At 64.1% G+C, this 16,143-nt stretch carries 17 protein-coding genes and 1 tRNA gene; 11 read left to right on the top strand and 7 right to left on the bottom strand.

The annotated features are described in order from the left end of the window. Window positions 1–95: 95 nt before the first annotated feature. The gene (locus ACQPXH_RS26270) at window positions 96–764 is read left to right on the top strand and encodes a DUF4389 domain-containing protein (RefSeq protein ID WP_433599154.1); all 669 of its coding nucleotides are present in this window, start codon (window positions 96–98) and stop codon (window positions 762–764) included. A 38-nt stretch (window positions 765–802) separates the two neighbouring features. Here ACQPXH_RS26270 and ACQPXH_RS26265 read toward each other — a convergent pair whose 3' ends face one another. The 3 genes from ACQPXH_RS26265 to ACQPXH_RS26255 all read right to left on the bottom strand — a co-directional run bounded on the left by ACQPXH_RS26265 (window position 803) and on the right by ACQPXH_RS26255 (window position 3,454). Then, complete coding sequence (locus ACQPXH_RS26265) at window positions 803–1,666, bottom strand: ABC transporter ATP-binding protein (RefSeq protein ID WP_433603586.1); 864 nt, start codon at window positions 1,664–1,666, stop codon at window positions 803–805. A 128-nt stretch (window positions 1,667–1,794) separates the two neighbouring features. Then, on the bottom strand, window positions 1,795–2,628 hold the full coding sequence (locus ACQPXH_RS26260) for an ABC transporter permease (RefSeq protein WP_433599153.1): 834 nt from the start codon (window positions 2,626–2,628) through the stop codon (window positions 1,795–1,797). Continuing rightward, a complete protein-coding gene (locus tag ACQPXH_RS26255; RefSeq protein ID WP_433599152.1) occupies window positions 2,621–3,454 on the bottom strand; it encodes an ABC transporter permease in 834 nt (277 codons plus the stop codon). The genes ACQPXH_RS26260 and ACQPXH_RS26255 overlap by 8 nt, the downstream gene beginning before the upstream one ends. Window positions 3,455–3,606: 152 nt before the next feature. On the opposite strand from ACQPXH_RS26255, the gene ectB reads away from it, so the two are divergent. Next, window positions 3,607–4,899, top strand: coding sequence for a diaminobutyrate--2-oxoglutarate transaminase (ectB, locus tag ACQPXH_RS26250; protein ID WP_433599151.1), 1,293 nt, complete (start codon window positions 3,607–3,609; stop codon window positions 4,897–4,899). On the opposite strand, the gene ACQPXH_RS26245 is transcribed toward ectB, so the two are convergent. Next, window positions 4,900–5,559 (bottom strand): L,D-transpeptidase family protein, encoded by a 660-nt coding sequence (locus tag ACQPXH_RS26245; protein WP_433599150.1) that lies wholly within the window; start codon window positions 5,557–5,559, stop codon window positions 4,900–4,902. 116 nt (window positions 5,560–5,675) lie between these two features. Here ACQPXH_RS26245 and ACQPXH_RS26240 point away from each other — a divergent pair, with 116 nt between their 5' ends. From ACQPXH_RS26240 to ACQPXH_RS26230, 3 genes are all read left to right on the top strand, one after another. Beyond that, window positions 5,676–6,047: a VOC family protein gene (locus tag ACQPXH_RS26240; protein ID WP_433599149.1), complete on the top strand. Its 372-nt coding sequence runs from the start codon at window positions 5,676–5,678 to the stop codon at window positions 6,045–6,047. A 152-nt stretch (window positions 6,048–6,199) separates the two neighbouring features. Further along, window positions 6,200–6,679 (top strand): DUF4383 domain-containing protein, encoded by a 480-nt coding sequence (locus tag ACQPXH_RS26235; RefSeq protein ID WP_433599148.1) that lies wholly within the window; start codon window positions 6,200–6,202, stop codon window positions 6,677–6,679. A gap of 148 nt (window positions 6,680–6,827) precedes the next feature. Further along, complete coding sequence (locus ACQPXH_RS26230) at window positions 6,828–7,436, top strand: Rv1733c family protein (protein WP_433599147.1); 609 nt, start codon at window positions 6,828–6,830, stop codon at window positions 7,434–7,436. Window positions 7,437–7,473: 37 nt separating this feature from the next. On the opposite strand, the gene ACQPXH_RS26225 is transcribed toward ACQPXH_RS26230, so the two are convergent. Both ACQPXH_RS26225 and ACQPXH_RS26220 read right to left on the bottom strand, forming a co-directional pair. Further along, window positions 7,474–8,067, bottom strand: a complete 594-nt coding sequence (locus tag ACQPXH_RS26225) for a hypothetical protein (protein ID WP_433599146.1) — start codon at window positions 8,065–8,067, stop codon at window positions 7,474–7,476. 658 nt (window positions 8,068–8,725) lie between these two features. Further along, window positions 8,726–8,802, bottom strand: a tRNA-Arg gene (locus ACQPXH_RS26220). A 222-nt stretch (window positions 8,803–9,024) separates the two neighbouring features. Here ACQPXH_RS26220 and ACQPXH_RS26215 point away from each other — a divergent pair. The 6 genes from ACQPXH_RS26215 to ACQPXH_RS26190 all read left to right on the top strand — a co-directional run bounded on the left by ACQPXH_RS26215 (window position 9,025) and on the right by ACQPXH_RS26190 (window position 14,971). After that, window positions 9,025–11,064: a cytochrome c oxidase assembly protein gene (locus ACQPXH_RS26215; RefSeq protein ID WP_433599145.1), complete on the top strand. Its 2,040-nt coding sequence runs from the start codon at window positions 9,025–9,027 to the stop codon at window positions 11,062–11,064. Window positions 11,065–11,084: 20 nt separating this feature from the next. After that, window positions 11,085–12,053: a threonine/serine dehydratase gene (locus ACQPXH_RS26210; protein WP_433599144.1), complete on the top strand. Its 969-nt coding sequence runs from the start codon at window positions 11,085–11,087 to the stop codon at window positions 12,051–12,053. 173 nt (window positions 12,054–12,226) lie between these two features. Further along, on the top strand, window positions 12,227–12,739 hold the full coding sequence (locus ACQPXH_RS26205) for a single-stranded DNA-binding protein (RefSeq protein WP_433599143.1): 513 nt from the start codon (window positions 12,227–12,229) through the stop codon (window positions 12,737–12,739). Window positions 12,740–13,036: 297 nt separating this feature from the next. Then, window positions 13,037–13,429 carry a hypothetical protein gene (locus ACQPXH_RS26200; protein ID WP_433599142.1) on the top strand — a complete coding sequence of 131 codons (393 nt, stop codon included), beginning with the start codon at window positions 13,037–13,039 and terminating at the stop codon, window positions 13,427–13,429. Between the two features lie 364 nt (window positions 13,430–13,793). Continuing rightward, window positions 13,794–14,276: a hypothetical protein gene (locus ACQPXH_RS26195; protein WP_433599141.1), complete on the top strand. Its 483-nt coding sequence runs from the start codon at window positions 13,794–13,796 to the stop codon at window positions 14,274–14,276. Between the two features lie 380 nt (window positions 14,277–14,656). Further along, on the top strand, window positions 14,657–14,971 hold the full coding sequence (locus ACQPXH_RS26190) for a hypothetical protein (protein ID WP_433599140.1): 315 nt from the start codon (window positions 14,657–14,659) through the stop codon (window positions 14,969–14,971). A 286-nt stretch (window positions 14,972–15,257) separates the two neighbouring features. On the opposite strand, the gene ACQPXH_RS26185 is transcribed toward ACQPXH_RS26190, so the two are convergent. Beyond that, complete coding sequence (locus ACQPXH_RS26185; protein ID WP_433599139.1) at window positions 15,258–15,995, bottom strand: GntR family transcriptional regulator; 738 nt, start codon at window positions 15,993–15,995, stop codon at window positions 15,258–15,260. Between the last annotated feature and the right edge of the window lie 148 nt (window positions 15,996–16,143).

Below are 16,143 nucleotides of genomic sequence, written 5' to 3'. Positions count from 1 at the left end.
TATCGGAACGTGGTCCGACCAGATGTGCGATACGGGACAATCGGGACATTCCACTCGTTGCCGAGGCATCGAAGCACCTGGAAGGAGCATCGATCATGGAGCCCGAAAAGACCGTCGCCGTCGCGGCCGATCCGGTTCGAGTCCGAGGAGATCTCGATCCCGCGCTATCGCGCTGGATGTGGCTGGTCAAATGGATCCTGGCCATCCCACACGTCATTATTCTGGTATTCCTGTACATCGCGTACGTGATCGTCTCGGTGGTCGCATTCTTCGCGATTCTGATCACCGGTAACTATCCGCGCGCACTGTTCGACTTCAATGTCGGCGTCATGCGATGGGGATGGCGGGTCGGCTTCTACGCCTACTCGGTGCTCGGCACAGATAGGTATCCGCCGTTCAGTCTGCAGTCGGATCCGGATTATCCGGCGGATCTGGAAATCGACTATCCCGAGCAGCTGAGTCGTGGCTTGGTGCTGGTGAAATGGTGGCTGCTGGCCATTCCGCACTATCTGATCGTCGGTGCGATATTCAGTGCGGGTATGGGCGGCAAGTACGGCTGGGGCGGATTCACGCTGGCCAATGTGCTGGTGTTGGTCGCGGTGGTAGCACTGCTGTGCACGGCGGTATATCCCAAGGCCTTGTTCGATTTCCTGCTCGGCCTGCACCGGTGGTCCATCCGGGTGGGCGCCTACGCCTCGCTGATGCGTGACGAATACCCGCCGTTCCGACTCGACCAGGGCCCTCGCGAACCCGAGAACAACTGAATATCAACCGAATCGCCGAGCCGGACACGCGGCGTCGGTCACCAGGCGGATTCATAGATCCGCCGGACCACGTCCTCGATGTCCGGCTCCTCTATGGACAGGTCGCGCACCTCGGCGCGATCGGAGACGGCGGCGAGAACCTGTGCGGCGGTTGTGGATTCGGCGTCGAAAGCCAGTCGCTGGCGCATGCCCCCGCCCTCGCTGGTCAACAGTTCGGCGCTCGGCAGATCATCGATATCGCGGGTCGGTTCGGCCAGATCGACGACCAGCACCCGCCGCGCGCCCACCCGCACCGCCAGGCCGGTCAGTGAACCGTCGTACACCAGACTGCCGCGGTCGACGACGAGCACCCGGTCACAGAGCCGTTCGATATCGCCCGTATCGTGCGTGGTCAGCAATAGCGTGGTGCCGCGCTCGGTACGTTCGGTGCGCAGGAACTCACGTAGTCGCTGTTTCGACAGCACGTCGAGACCGATGGTCGGTTCGTCCAGGATGACCAATTCGGGGGAGTGCAGCAGCGCCGCGGCGACTTCGGCCCGCATGCGCTGGCCGAGCGAGAGTTGGCGCACCGGAGTGTCGAGTGTCTCGGCCATCTCCAGTTGTTCGACCAACTCGTAGGTACGTTTATGCGCGACATCGGATTCCAGCCGGTGGATCGCGGCTAGAATCGAAAACGATTCGCGCAGTGGCAGATCCCACCACAGTTGGGAGCGCTGCCCGAACACCACCCCGATCCGGGCGGCGAGTTCGCGCCGCTGGCGCACCGGATCCAGGCCGCAGGTGCGCACTGTGCCCGAGGTGGGGACCAGGATGCCGGTCAGCATTTTTATCGTGGTCGACTTGCCCGCCCCGTTCGCGCCGATATAGCCCACCGCCGAACCGCGTTCGATGCGAAACGTCATCCGGTCCACCGCGGTGAGCGTTTCGCGGCTGCGTCGCCAGCGCTGCCCGTTCTTCCGATACAGAGTGAATTGCCTTGTCAGGTTCTCGATCTCGATGATCGAGTCCGATAGCTCGCTGTCCGCCACGCTTATCCGCCGCCTCCCTGATAGTGCCGAGTGCCTAGTCGCCACAAACCCAACGCGAGCAGCCACACCCACAGCGCCGCCAACGGTGCGCACCAGGCCAGCCAGGACGGCAGCAACGGTGGACCGGGTAGGTGCAGCAGTGCGATGGTCGGTAGATACGCCGTGAAGGCGACCGGAATGGCGAAGCCGAATACCAGCTTCAGCGATGTCGGAAATACCGAAGCCGGTTGCATGGCGGCGAAGGAGCCGCCGTAGGTGAAGCTGTTGGTCAGTTCCGCGCCGTCGATCAGGTAGAACTGCGCGCCGGCGGCGCAGACGAACACGCCGCCGAACAGGGCGATGCCGCTGAGCAGGCTCATGACCAGCAGTGCGAGAGTTTGCGGAACCCAAGCGAGATCGTTGCGAACGAGGCCGAATCCGAGCACGATGATCGCCACCGAGGCGCGGGCGAATCGGCGCAGCGAGATGTCACTGGTGATGAGCTGCAACAGGAGTGGCTGGGGTCGCAGGTGATAGGCGTCGAGCACGCCGAGGCGGATGAGTGTCGGCAGTGAATCCAGGTGCCCGAATAGCACTTGGGCCAGTGCGAATCCGGAATTGCTCAGGCCGAACAGCAGCAGTGCGCCGTCCAGATCGAGCCCGCCGAGCACCCGGACATTGTGGTAGATGACCCACACCTCGGCGAATTCGACGATGCCGATCAAAAACGCGCTGAATACTTCACTGGCGAAGGACAATCGGTACGCGCGCTGGGCTCGCATCCGCGACCGCAGCACCGCCGCGTAGGGAGTGAGCCAGGTACCGGCCGGTACGGGCGTATACGGGGGCTCAGCCACCCTGCACCTCCAGCCTGCGGCGCCCGGCCGCCAGCATCACCCGGCCCACCGCGCCGACCGCGAGCACCCAGAACACTTGTACGGCAACGACCGTCACGGCATCCTCCCCCACGACCCGGCCCGACAGGATGTCGATCGGCGACTGCAGGATCGACGGGAACGGGGTGGCATGCGCGATGGTGCGCAGCCATGCCGGGAACATGTGGACCGGCACGAACAACCCGGCCAGGAACGTGCCGCAAATCTGGTATAGCACTCGGAGCCCGCGGGTTTCCACTACCCAGAACCCGATCAATCCGACGGCGAAAAGGCATAGAAATGACAACGAGACGGCCATTACCACGCTGATCAGCCCGAGTATGTAGGGGCCTGCTGTCCCGGGCATGACGAGCCCGAAGGTGAACACGCCGACCAGTACGCTCGGCACGCCGCGCGGCAGGATCGTGCACGACGCGCGGCCGAGATCGATGGCGAGATAACTGAATTGGACATCGACCGGACGCAAGAAGTCGATCGCGATGTCGCCGTTCTTGACCCGATCCACCAATTCCAGTGGTGGTCCCATGAATTGGGTCGCGCCGAGCAGGGCCTGGGACAGCCAGACGTAGGCGCCGATCGATCCCGCGTCGTAACCGCTGAAGCCGCCGGATGCGCGCACCGCGGCCATCATCACCGCCGCGCGCACGAATCCGAAGACGCAGTTGGTGAACAGACCGGCGAACATCGCTAGTTTGTACTGGGATTGGCGCCGGAAACCGGCTCGGATGAGGTAGAGGTACAGCCGCGCGGTCCGAAGTGAGGTCAGCTGCAATCTGTTGCCCTCCACAAACGGTTGACTCTACGGTGCGTCGGGGGACGCGCGGTAGGTAAGCGCGCGATTTTTGGAAAAGTGCGACAAACCCGCTGCACCAATGTTAGAAACACAGTCACTTCAGATTTGCCCCGTGGGCGCTCGCGCACGACAGGAAGGATCGTCGAATGACTGTCGCCGCCAGCGACCGCTCGCAGGTCGCTCGAAACAACACCGCGTCGACCGTTTTCGAGACGCTCGAGTCGAATGTGCGCGGGTACTGCCGGGCCTGGCCGACCGTCTTCGACACCGGCAGCGGGGCCTGGCTGCGTGACGAGAACGGCAAGGACTACCTGGACTTCTTCGCGGGCGCGGGCGCACTCAACTACGGCCACAACAATCCGGTGCTGAAGCGGGCGCTGCTGGACTACATCGTCGGCGACGGGATCACGCACAGCCTGGACATGTCGACCGTCGCCAAGCGACGCCTGCTCGAGGCGTTGCGCGACACGATCTTCGAGCCACGCGGACTGGACTACAAGGTGCAGTTTCCCGGTCCGACCGGCGCGAATGCGGTCGAGGCCGCGTTGAAGCTGGCGCGCAAGGTGACCGGACGCCAGACGGTTCTCAACTTCACCAACGCCTTCCATGGGATGTCGCTCGGCGCGTTATCGGTGACCGGCAATGCCGCCAAACGCGCAGCTGCCGGTGTGCCACTGCCACATGCGATGCCCATGCCCTACGACGGCTTCCTCGATACGGCCGATGACCTGCGCTGGATGCGGCGGGCCCTGGACGACTCGTCCTCGGGGCTGGACAAGCCCGCCGCGGTGATCGTGGAGACGGTGCAGGGCGAGGGCGGGGTGAATGTCGCACGCTCGCAATGGCTGCGGCAGCTGGCCGAATTGTGCCGAGCGCGCGGAATTCTGCTGATCGTCGACGATGTGCAGATGGGTTGCGGACGGACCGGTGGGTTTTTCTCGTTCGAGTTCGCGGACATCACTCCCGACATCGTGACGCTGTCGAAATCCATCGGTGGGTACGGGTTGCCCATGGCACTGGTGCTTTTCAAGCCCGAACTCGATCAGTGGGCGCCCGGTGAGCACAACGGCACCTTCCGCGGCAACAATGCGGCATTCGTCACCGCACGGGTTGCGCTCGAACACTACTGGTCCGATAGCGCGCTGGAGATTTCGACGGTGGCCAAAGGGGAGCGCACGGCACGCGCGCTCGCCGAAATCGCGGCGGCGTTCCCCGGTGTCTCGACGCGCGGGCGCGGACTGGTGCACGGCATCGTATTCGAGGAAGCGTCGCACGCGGGCAAGGTGTCCCGACTCGCCTTCGAGCGCGGGCTGCTCGTGGAGACTTCCGGTTCGGCCGACGAGGTGGTAAAGCTGTTGCCGCCGTTGACAATCAGCGACGACGAATTGGATCTCGGGTTGTCGCTGCTCGCCGGTGCGGTGGAGGAGATCTGCGGATAGTCACTTGCTGCCGATATTGATCACCGGGTGTGCGCTCGGATCCAGCCATCGCATAACGGCTTCGAGGTCGGCAGCCGGGACCGATACGCACCCGGCGGTCGGGCGTCCGGTCTCGACATGGAGGAAGAAGGCCGAACCCGCGCCCGCGACGACGGGCTGACGGTTGTAATCGATCACCACGGCATGTTCGTACGCCGGACCGGCCTGGCCCAGGTTCTCGCTGGCATGTTCATCGAATTCGCAAGTGCCGGTGGTGCATTGCGCGTAGTGGTTGTAACTCGGCGAGCCGGTATCGGAGACCCACCAGTCCTGTGCGCCGACCTGGCGATAGGGGAGGCGGGTCCCGTTGTTCGGCGCGGTCCCGAACGCCTCGCTCAGCGTCCACACACCGGCTGGAGTATGCGCCGAGTCCTCGCTGGCACGGCCGATGCCGTCGCGCCCGACATAGGCCCGCAGCGGACCGATAGCGGCGTGCCAGCCACCTGAAATGCGTTGCCACGCAGTCAGTGTCGCGGTGCTATCGGCGGCGTGTTCGGCGACGACGGTGACGACCTGGTCGGCATCGCCGTGGTAGGGCAGGGGCAGATGGGACCTGGGTGTACTGGTGCAGGCGGCGACGCCGGACAGCAGCACGATGAGCAGCGTTATGCGTTTCGGCAACTGAAACCTCCCGACGGGACGCTAATGCAGATTCCGCCCATACCACTGCAGGCGGATTCGAGTGTCCGCGCGCGGGTACGCGATGAGCATTTCCGCGACATACAGGAGGTCGAATGATGACCGAAGGCAACGTCGGAAGTCTGCGCACTGTCGTGCTGGATTGCCCGAATCCGCCGAAGCTGGCCGAGTTCTATGCCCGGCTGCTCGGCGCCGAACCGACCGATGCGCCGGATGACACCTGGGTCGTCATCGAAGAACCCGGCGGCAGGCGCTTGGCATTCCAATACGCGCCGCAGTATCGACCACCGCGTTTCCCGGATCCGGAAGCGTCCCAGCAGGTGCATTTCGATGTGCTGGTGGACGAGATCGAAGCGGCCGAGCCGAAAGCGCTCGCACTCGGTGCGCGCTTGGTGCAAGCAAACGACGACAAGCAGTTCCGTGTCTATGCCGATCCCGTCGGACATCCCTTCTGCCTCATTTGGCTGTAGGGCAGGTGTGCGCGCTGGACCTGCGGGTTTATTCGTTTGTCCACCCAGCGCACGGGTATGACGCAGATGACTGCCACAAACCGGCAGTCATCGAAATCAGTCGCACGAAACGGGCGCCTGTTCGGACGCCTGGTTCGGGAGAGGCGGTCACCATGGCCGCGCATCACGCGCAAACCTCAGCCGCGCATTGGACGTCGCTGCGCATCGCGGCGGCGGCGGTCGGCGCGGTGTTCCTGGTGGTCGGCGTGCTCGGCTTCATACCGGGCATCACCACGAATTACGACAGCATGGAATGGGCCGGACACAGCTCCGACGCCCAACTCCTCGGGTTGTTCAACGTCTCGATCCTGCACAACATCGTCCACCTTGTGTTCGGCGTAGCCGGCTTGCTTGCATCGCGCACAGCGCTCGCGTCCCGGGCGTTCCTGCTCGGCGGCGGCATCATCTACCTGGTGCTGTGGTTGTACGGGCTGGTCATCGACCAGCACAGCGATGCGAACTTCGTCCCGGTGAACACCGCCGACAACTGGCTGCACTTCGCCCTCGGCGTCGGCATGGTCGCCGTCGGGGCGGCGCTCGGGTGGTCGGGCAGCCGAGGCGTAACCGGGTCGCCGCGTCCGTCGATTCAATAGGTATGAGCCGATGAAGCCCGCTCGGGTGTGCGCCGAGCGGGGTTTGTCCATGTTCCGGGATTCCGCCGGTGCATCAACTGGCGGCGCGGGGGAATGCCCGGGGTAGGAGTCGCGCGGCTCGCGGGCTCCGTCGTAGGAGGTGATGTAGGTGTCGGAGTCGCCGACATGGCCGGTGCGGAGCTGGCGGATGCAGCCCTGGAATCCCAGTCCGCTGATGCGGGTCTCCGATCGGGTGGAGGGGTTCGTCCGCATTCTGGCCGTCCTGGTGCTGCTGAGCGCCGTGCCCGCCGCCGCGGCGGCGGGCACCGCGGCCTATAGCTCGGCATCCGAACGGATCCACACCGAAAACGCGACGAAAATCGTTGTGACAGGGACCATTATCGGAACCCCCGCCCGGGTCGCCGCACCCGTCGCGGACCGCGGCGGGGCGGTGCGCGATCACTTCGAGGCACAGGTTTCCTGGACCCACGACGGCAAGTCCGGCACCGCGACCGTCGGTGTCCCCGATGCCGCCGGAGCGGGCCAGCCCGCCCCCGTCTGGCTGGGGCCGGACGGAACACCGACCACCCCGCCCGAACTGTCCAGTGCCGCCGCCGTGCACGGTATCGGTGTCGGTATCGCCGTTCTACTCGAAATCTGGTGCGGCGCGGCAGTAGTCGTCTGGTGCACCGCCTGGGCCCTGAACCATCGCCGCCATCTTCGCTTGGATCAGGAGTGGCGCCAGTTCAGCCACCCCACCGGGCAGGGCAGCAGCTGAAATCGCATAGCGGCCCTGGCTTCCGGGGCTGCTGTGCTCACTTGCCCAGAGCCTTGCCGCCGTTCGGCGCTACCGCGAACCAGGTTCCGCCGACACCTTGGCCGAGCAGATCACCGGGCTTGGTGTCTTTCGAGAAGTAGTACACCGGCCAGCCGCCGATGGTGATCTGGCAGGAGCCGTCGGCACGTTCGATGAATCCGACGAGTTGGGGATCGACGCCAGCGGCATAGAGCACTTGATCGCGGGTCACGGTCAGCGGCGGCCAGGTGACGGCGCACTGCCCGGCGCAGTTGGATACCGACGGATTCGCCGTATCCTTGTCGAAGCGGTACAGCGATCGGCCGGTTCCGTCCGAAACATACTGTCCGACAGCAGGATTGCTGGTCACCCGGAGTTGCACCGCATTGGCGGTTCCGGCTGGGGCCGTGCCGTCGTAGATTTTCAACCAGCCTTGCGTTTTCGCTACCGTGGGCGCCTGTCCCGCGACGGGCGCCACGCTCGCGGCAGTGGACGTTTGGGCCGGCGATTGGGCGCCCTTCTCGTCGCCACAGGCACTGAGCAGACCCGCGAGCACGACAGCGGCGGCCGCGACCGGCACCGCGGCACGCTGAAAACGGTTGGCTGAACGCATCTTTCGAACCCTTCGTCGCAATTCGACAAGGTGCACACCGCATCTCGTCCCCGGTACCACGAGCGACCGCAACCATTTGGTTCACCGGATATGCCGCCGTCGCGGTGTTTGCTATCTCACAGTGGAGGTCCTGTAACGTTGCCCAGTGCTCGGATATCGACAGCGGGTGCACCTACGCCGATGAGCGGTCCGGATCCGCACTCACCTCGGCTCACAGCGTATCGATGAGCGCCGACACCTCGCGGGCGCAACCGTGGGCGATCGTGATGCCGGAGCCGCCGTGTTCGACCGGAAGGACTGGTCGGGAGCTGGTTCACAATGTGCCGCCGAAACCCGGCCGAGGCCATCCGGATTGCGGCGGACTCCGAACCGTCTCATCGGACACACCGGCTGAGGCTCGGCGAGTCGCTGAAGAAGTCTGGTTTACCCCGTTTAGGGGGCGCTCTGGCGTGGTACTTATCCCACGGCAGGCCGTGACCTCTGCATACTTCGGGCTATTCGGACGGGAAATCGGTCACAGACGTGACAACTGAATCGGTGAGTTCCTTGGTGTGACTGAGGGACGAGCCCCCGCACTTGGATCCGCGGACGGTCGACAGAGGTTGAGACGACGTGCGCGGCACCCGTCTGCCCGCATAAACGCGAGCGGACGGCTGCGTGGCGCCCCCGGCAGGAATCGAACCTGCGACCTAGGGATTAGAAGGCCCTTGCTCTATCCAACTGAGCTACGGAGGCAGTGGGTTCCACCATGGCCGACATTGGCCGTGCTGTCCAGCGCGCCAAGTATAGCGACCGTCCAGAAGGCTAGATTCTTAGCCTCAGCAATATTTCAGCCACCTACGGTGTGCGGGCCGAGCGAGTCGCGGCATGATCGACATCGCACCTCCGATCCGTTAGCCACCATATCGGCCCAAACCCCGCCGGGCCACGCATCGATGGCCGACTACGCTCAGTGCCATGTCGTCACCGCAGGACCTGTCCGTCACACCCGAGCTCGAAACGGGTAAGCCGGGCTCCGGGGCGACCTTCGCGACATTGACGGCGCTGGCCGGTGCCATCGCTGCGGTGGTCGCCGCGATGATCGTCGGACTGTCGGCGGCGCAGGCGCTGAGTCTGCTCGGCATTCCCGATCCGGGACCGCTGACCACCTACGGCTTGCCCGCGGTGCGCGCACTCGCCGATCTGTCCGCCGCGCTGACCGTCGGCTCGCTGCTGCTCGCCGCATTCCTGGTGCCGCCGCAAGCCGATGGGCTGCTCGATCTCGGCGGATATCGGGCGGTGCGGCGCGCCTCGAACTTCGCGTTGACCTGGGCGTGTTGTGCAGCACTCCTCATACCGCTGACGGTGTCGGACACCACCGGGCAGCCGTTCGGGCAGATCTGGCGGCCGGAGCAGCTGTGGCGCGCGATCGACCAAGTGGAGCTGGCTCAGGCGTGGCGCACGACGGTGGTGTTCGCGCTGATCGTCGCGGTGGGTTGCCGACTCGCACTGCGTTGGGGCTGGACCCCGGTGCTGTTCGGCGGCGCGATCGTGACCATGATGCCGCTGGCCCTGACCGGGCATTCCTCCGCGGGAGGCGCGCACGATTTAGCCACGAACAGTCTGATCCTGCACCTGGTTTCGGCAGCGGTCTGGGTCGGCGGATTGTTCGCGGTGCTCGCGCATGCGCTGCGCGGCGGCACGCACACCGATGTCGCGGCCAAGCGGTTCTCGCTCGCCGCCACCATCGCCTTCGTCGTGATCGGCGTCAGCGGTGTGATCAATTCCTGGGTACGCGTGCCGTGGAGCGACCTGTTCACCACCACCTATGGCCGACTCGTGATCGCCAAGGCCTGCGCACTCGCAGTGCTCGGCGTGTTCGGATATCTGCAGCGCCGCGCCAGCCTCCCCGCGCTCGTGGCGAATCCGCGTGACCGCGCCGCGCTCATCCGATTCGGTGGGCTGGAGGTGCTGATCTTCGCGGCCACGATGGGCCTGGCAGTCGGGTTGGGGCGGACGCCGCCACCGCCGCCGACCAGTGTGCCGACACCGGCCGAGGTGGAACTCGGATACAACCTCGACGGTCCGCCGGCGGCCTCGCGAATACTGTTCGACTGGCGCTTCGATTTGATCTTCGGCACGCTGGCCATCGTGCTCGCCGTGCTGTATCTGCTAGGGGTGTGGCGGTTGCGCGCCCGGGGCGATGCCTGGCCGGTCGGGCGGACCATCGCGTGGTTGTCGGCCTGCGCAATCATGCTTTTCGCCACCTCGTCGGGGGTCGGGCGGTACTCGCCCGCAGTCTTCAGCGTGCACATGGGACAGCACATGGCGCTATCGATGCTTGCGCCGATTCTGTTCGCGCTCGGCGGTGCGGTCACCCTGGCGCTGCGGGCGTTGCCTGCGGCGCGGCGCGGCGGCGTCCCCGGGCCGCGGGAGTGGATTCTTGCCGCGGTGCACAATCCGGTCTCGCGTTTTCTGACCCATCCGATCGTCGCGTCGGTGATCTTCGTCGGCGGGTTCTACGCCCTGTATATGGGCGGTATCTACGACTCGTTCGTCGACTCGCACGCGGCGCATCTGATGATGAATCTGCATTTCCTGCTCAGCGGCTATCTGTTCTATTGGGTGGTCATCGGCATCGACCCCAAGCCGCGCCAGGTGCAGCCGCTGACCAAGCTGGGCATGGTGTTCGGATCCCTGCCCTTCCACGCCTTCTTCGGCATCGCGCTGATGAGCATGACCACCGTGATGGGCGGATGGTTCTTCCGCAGCCTTGCCCTCGGCTGGAACAGTGACCTGCTCGGTGATCAGCGCACCGGCGGTAGCCTGGCGTGGGCCAGCGGTGAGGTGCCGTTGGTCGTGGTGATGTTGGCGCTGCTCATCCAGTGGTCGCGCAGCGATGCGAAACTCGCGAAACGGACCGACCGGGCCGCCGATCGCGATCACGACGCGGAGCTGGCCGCCCACAATGCCATGTTCGCCGAGCTGGCCAAACGTGATCGAGGAATACGTCATTGAGCTCCCATCGAGGTGCAAGCGTGAGTGAGCGGAGTACCGCGGTGGTCGAGGACAGGCACGCCCGACGGGTATATCGATCCGACGTGCGGGCGGCCCGCAGACGGCTGGCCGGCCAGGTGCGCAAGACGCCGGTATTCCATACCTCGATCATCGGACCGACCGGGCCGGTTCCGGTCACACTGAAACTCGAGTACCTGCAGCACGGTGGGACATTCAAGGTGCGCGGCAGCTTCAACGCACTGCTGGAGTCCTCGGCTCAGGTCGATCACGTGGTCATCGCCTCCGGTGGGAACGCCGGGATCGCGGCCGCTCTGGCCGCGGCTCGTCTCAGCAAGACGTGCACGGTGGTGGTTCCGGAGTCGGCGCCGCATACCAAGGTGGCCGCGATGTGGTCCTACGGCGCCGAAGTGCTGTGGCACGGAACGACTTACGCGGAGGCCTACAGGTACGCGACCGAACTCGCCGAAGAGCGGGGGGCGCTGCAGCTGCACGCATACGACCTGCCTGCCGTGGTCGCCGGCGCGGGTGTCGTCGGGCTGGAATTGGAGGAGCAGGTGCGCGGGCGGCCGCCGGTGCTGGTCTCGGTCGGTGGGGGCGGGTTGGTCGCCGGGATCGCGGCGGCATTGGGGCGGCGCCAGCAGGTGGTCGGCGTCGAACCGGAGGGCATTCCGGCACTGAACGCCGCGCTGCGGGCGGACCGTCCGGTGGATGTGAACGTCCGCAGCATCGCGGCGGATTCCTTGGGCGCCAATCGAATCGGGGATATCGCGCTGGATGTCGCGCGACGCTATGAAGTCCGGTCGCTGCTGGTGACCGATGACGCCATCACGAACGCTCGCGAATATCTGTGGCGCGAGTTCCGTATCGTGGTGGAACTTGCCGGGGCGACGGCATTGGCCGCCGTGCAGAGCGGTGCGTATGTGCCTGCCGAGGGTGAGCGGCCGGTGATCGTGCTGTGTGGCGCCAATACCGATCTGGCGGTGCTTTAACTCGCGCGGGGATTGTTGAAGCGGCGACTGTCCACATGTGGCGAGGTTGTCCACATTCGGGAATCGGGTCGGCCGGAGGGGGTGCGGAGCCGTCAGGCTGAAAGGGCATCTCGGTGAGGTACCCGGGAGCCGGACGGATCGAAATGTAAAGGGGCGGAATGATGTATGAATCGATGGTTACCGTGATCGGGACCGTGGTGACCCATCCGGTCAAGCGCGATCTCACCAATGGTGAGCAGGTGGTGAGCTTCCGGATGGCGAGTAATTCCCGGCGGTTCAATCCGGAGACGGGTGAATGGGTCGACAGCGGGACCCTCTACCTCACCGTCAGCTGCTGGCGTCGTCTGGTGGTCGGTGTCGACGCCTCGTTGCGGCGCGGCGATCCGGTCATCGCCTACGGGCAGCTGCGCACCCACGAGTACCGGGCCAGGGATGGCGTCGAGCGGCGCGATGTCGAGATGCGCGCCACCTCGATCGGGCCCGACCTGTCCCGCTGCACCGCACAGGTGGTCCGGCGCGCGGTTTCGGGCGCGGCGTCGGGACCCAGTACCCTGGCACGGAATAGTTGTGACCGATCCAGCGCTGATGACCGTGCACGCGTCGATGGGGAGGAACCGGGGGAGGACGCGACGTCCGTGACTTCGGCACCGCCCCGGCTTGCAGATACCGAGCCCGTCGACGCTTGACCGCAGGCCGTATCCCCCCGGCGACAGTGGTGGCTCTGCTGCATTCCATCCATACCCACACCGATAGGCTTCCCTGTATGGCTGAGTTCATCTACCAAATGAACGGCATCACATAAGCCCAGGTCGGCCGATGGTTTCGAATCCTGCTCAACGGCAGGTGATCTCGGGTGTTGATGGGTGCGGGGAGGTGACTCTGGTGGGCCTCTGACGGCCTGTAGACGGCCTGGGGGCTCGGACCGAAAGGAGAATCGTCTACTTGCCCTCGCTCCCGTTCTTGGGGAGACCTAGACTGCTCGTGTGCCGGAGGTCGACCCGAAAGCGCTTGTCATTCGGTTCCGACCCATGGAACCCGAGTCACTCATTAAGCGCGCAGCCCTGGATGCTCGGCGTTCAGAAGGCGGCCATCATGCCGTCTCGGTGTGGTGTGGTGTTCAGGAGGAGGGCGAGACGGAGTCGGAACTCCGTGATCGAATCCTCGACATCACCGTCCAGAATGGGCTCGGTGCCGCGAACAACAACCGGTACTGGGTTTGCACTACTGCGCTAGAGCTGATGGAGCGAGGATTCAAGTTTGTCAAGGATGGGTACGATGGGGAGCCGGAAGCCCATTTTTCGGTCATACTCGGAGATCCGCCCACCTTGGAGGACGCGAAGCGGTTCGTCGAACCGTTCGAGCGCATGGAGAGATGAGAATGGCGACTGAGATTTACATCGATCCGAATGTGAGGGTTGCGAACAATGAGACGTACTCCGGGTTTGAGGATGTCCGCGGTGACTTCCCTCGCGAGGGCCAAGAGGTGGCGGTCCGCGAACCGGAGTCGAACGTTGTGGGCAGAGGCTGTGTGACAGCGATAAGCCAGGCAGACCGAATCGTTTACGTGGCGGTTGACTGGCGCAACCTGCATGAAGATGTTGCGCCGAGTCCCGGTCAGTTCGAGTCTTGGTTACGGGAGATCGCGATCGGGCGGCCAGCTAGCGGGTTGGGCAGCCATCATGGGCATCCTGCGACATCAGCCGCTGGCATGGCGAGTGCGGCCGAACAGGCACACACGCGGTGAGCGAGGCTGCCGATACGGCTCACGTCTCTATGACGCTCGCCGACTACGCTGCGGTGGACCAGGGGCAAAAGATCAACATGGTCGGCGGATCGATATCTCTCGTGGGGTACGACTTCAACGTAGGGGTAACTGTTCCGTTTACTGTCGTCGCCTGGATCAGTTTCGATAGCAAGTTCGGCGGTCACAGTCCTGCGATCGAGTTGCTGCTTGAAGATGACACCGGCGCGATCGTGGAGTTGCCCGGTCCACCGAACCCTGTCGACGCACCTCGATACGTACGGGTTGGCGCAGCTGAGGTTCTACGACCGGCAGAAGCAGGACTACGGCCGAGGAGTCAGATCGTCCTGAACTTTGCGACAGGACTTCCTCTTACCGCAGGTCAGATCTATCGCTGGCGTGTGAAAATCGATGGTTCTACTCAAGACTCCTGGACCTATGACTTCTTGGTGGTCAAGTCCTCGGGGCTGATTGTGGGCTAGCTAGTCCCCCGCTTCCTCATACTGGCCGTCCTGTGCTGAGGGAGGGTTAGTCAAGGGTGCCGTAGGCATCGCGTAGCGACGCGAAGCGCCCTTTACTCACCCGGACTGAAGTCAGATCATGGGGCCATGAGGAGGCGGGAACCCAAGCCGAGACGTGGTTCTTTAGGCGTGATGCAGGGCCTGGTGACTTCTCCGGAATGCTGGAAATGGTTGTTCGGCAATTGGTTTCGGGGGACCATCGAGTGATGACCGAGTCTCGTCAGCAGCGCCGTGCGCGTGAACGTGCAGAGCAGAAGGCCCGCATTCGTCCTGGCCCTGCCTCTTCCCCGCCTCCATCTGTGTCTTCACCCTCCCAGCGCGATCTACCGGAGAAGGCGCGGGTGGACGTGGACCTGGAGTGGGTCCCGGCGGTGGAGGGCCTATTCGGGGGCTACTGGAGTGGATATTGCGAGGGGTTCACGCCGGTCGATGTCGTGGACGAGGACGACGAAGACCCGGACGGATGGGAGTTTGATACTCCGGTTTCCGAGGCCGAGGACGATCTAGTGAAGCTCGTAGCGAAGGTGCTGGATTCGATCAGGCGGCACCTGCCTGGTTGCAGGGTGGACGTCATCTGGTCGATCGATCCGGGTACTCGTCGAGAGGCGAAAGCGCGAGCTATTGAGCTGCCAGAGCGAGTGGAACTGTCGGCCTGACAGTAGGGGCGTGGCAATGGGCTGGTCAGAGTCGTATGCGGTTTCGGCCTAGTGGCTGCCGCCGACGCGCCGACGCGCCGCGGTGACCGCCGTTCAGGGAATCGCGTTGCGTGTCGAAGCGCGGCGGCGGCGGCCACTAGGCCGCCGCCGCTCTTGGGTTTATATAGCCGAATTAAGCAAGTACTGCGCAACGATGTCGATGCGAAGACACGAAAACGGCTGGGACGCTCCAATCGACGGACGAGTGATGGAGGTTCCCAGCCGTTTTCGTGTCTGGCAACTTGTCTTAGTCCAGCGCGTACTCGGCGCTGAGTTCGCGGCCGGGGCCAAGGTAGTCAACGGCATACTCGGTGAGTTGGCCGTCTTGGTCCCAATAGAGGTTGGTCATGGTCAGGCAGGGCGAGTCGACCTCAACGCCGAGTATCGAAGCGATGTCGGCCGGTGCCGTCCGGATGGCGACTACGTCTCGGCGAATGACAGCGCGTCGTCCGGTTCGTTCCTCGATCAGTCCGAATGTCATTTTGGGCAGCGGGTCGGTCGACAACAGCTCGGGAGCGGACTCGGCGAACTCGCCAGGTAACCACGATGTCGAAACAGTGACGATACCGAGGTCGTCTCGGTAGACCCGTCGTCGTTGCACGATGGATGATCCTTCCGAGACGTCAAGGCCTGTGGCGACTTCAGCGCTCGCTTCGGTTAGTTCGGAGCTGATTACCTCGACAGATTCGCCAGGGCGATAACCGTTTCCAGTTGCGCGAAGCATTTGCAGACGATCTGGACCGGTTGTCTGTTTGTGCGCAATTGAGACGAAAGTGCCTTGATTGCTGCTGGTGACATACCCCTCGGTGCGGAGTTGGGTGATGGCTTTGGCGGCAGTACCGGCAGCCACTCCCCACCCTGTCGCGAGTTCGGCCACAGTTGGCAGTTTGGTTCCTTCGGCCAACTCGCCGTTCTTGATCAACTTCCGAAAGTGCTCGGCAATTTGGAGGTAGGGGGGAGCTGGCCGATTCACGGTCGGCGACATCGGATACGACCTCCTGTTGTGTACGTACTAGCTGATGTACAAGCCTATCACCTGGGGATTTAGTCGATCTTGAACGTCTTCGAAATCACGTACTAGTACATACTGGTGCGTGAACGCACTCGCGTGTTAGCATGTGAATACGGCGTAC

Source organism: Nocardia sp. CA-135953, assembly GCF_050955735.1.
Classification (GTDB): domain Bacteria; phylum Actinomycetota; class Actinomycetes; order Mycobacteriales; family Mycobacteriaceae; genus Nocardia.
This window is presented reverse-complemented; position numbering and strand designations above follow the sequence as displayed.

Coding starts and splice junctions, on each gene's coding strand:
- ACQPXH_RS26270 (WP_433599154.1), top strand. CDS start 96: ATGGAGCCCGAAAAGACCGTCGCCGTCGCGGCCGATCCGGTTCGAGTC.
- ACQPXH_RS26265 (WP_433603586.1), bottom strand. CDS start 1,666: ATGACGTTTCGCATCGAACGCGGTTCGGCGGTGGGCTATATCGGCGCG.
- ectB (WP_433599151.1), top strand. CDS start 3,607: ATGACTGTCGCCGCCAGCGACCGCTCGCAGGTCGCTCGAAACAACACC.
- ACQPXH_RS26240 (WP_433599149.1), top strand. CDS start 5,676: ATGACCGAAGGCAACGTCGGAAGTCTGCGCACTGTCGTGCTGGATTGC.
- ACQPXH_RS26235 (WP_433599148.1), top strand. CDS start 6,200: ATGGCCGCGCATCACGCGCAAACCTCAGCCGCGCATTGGACGTCGCTG.
- ACQPXH_RS26225 (WP_433599146.1), bottom strand. CDS start 8,067: ATGCGTTCAGCCAACCGTTTTCAGCGTGCCGCGGTGCCGGTCGCGGCC.
- ACQPXH_RS26215 (WP_433599145.1), top strand. CDS start 9,025: ATGTCGTCACCGCAGGACCTGTCCGTCACACCCGAGCTCGAAACGGGT.
- ACQPXH_RS26205 (WP_433599143.1), top strand. CDS start 12,227: ATGGTTACCGTGATCGGGACCGTGGTGACCCATCCGGTCAAGCGCGAT.
- ACQPXH_RS26185 (WP_433599139.1), bottom strand. CDS start 15,995: ATGTCGCCGACCGTGAATCGGCCAGCTCCCCCCTACCTCCAAATTGCC.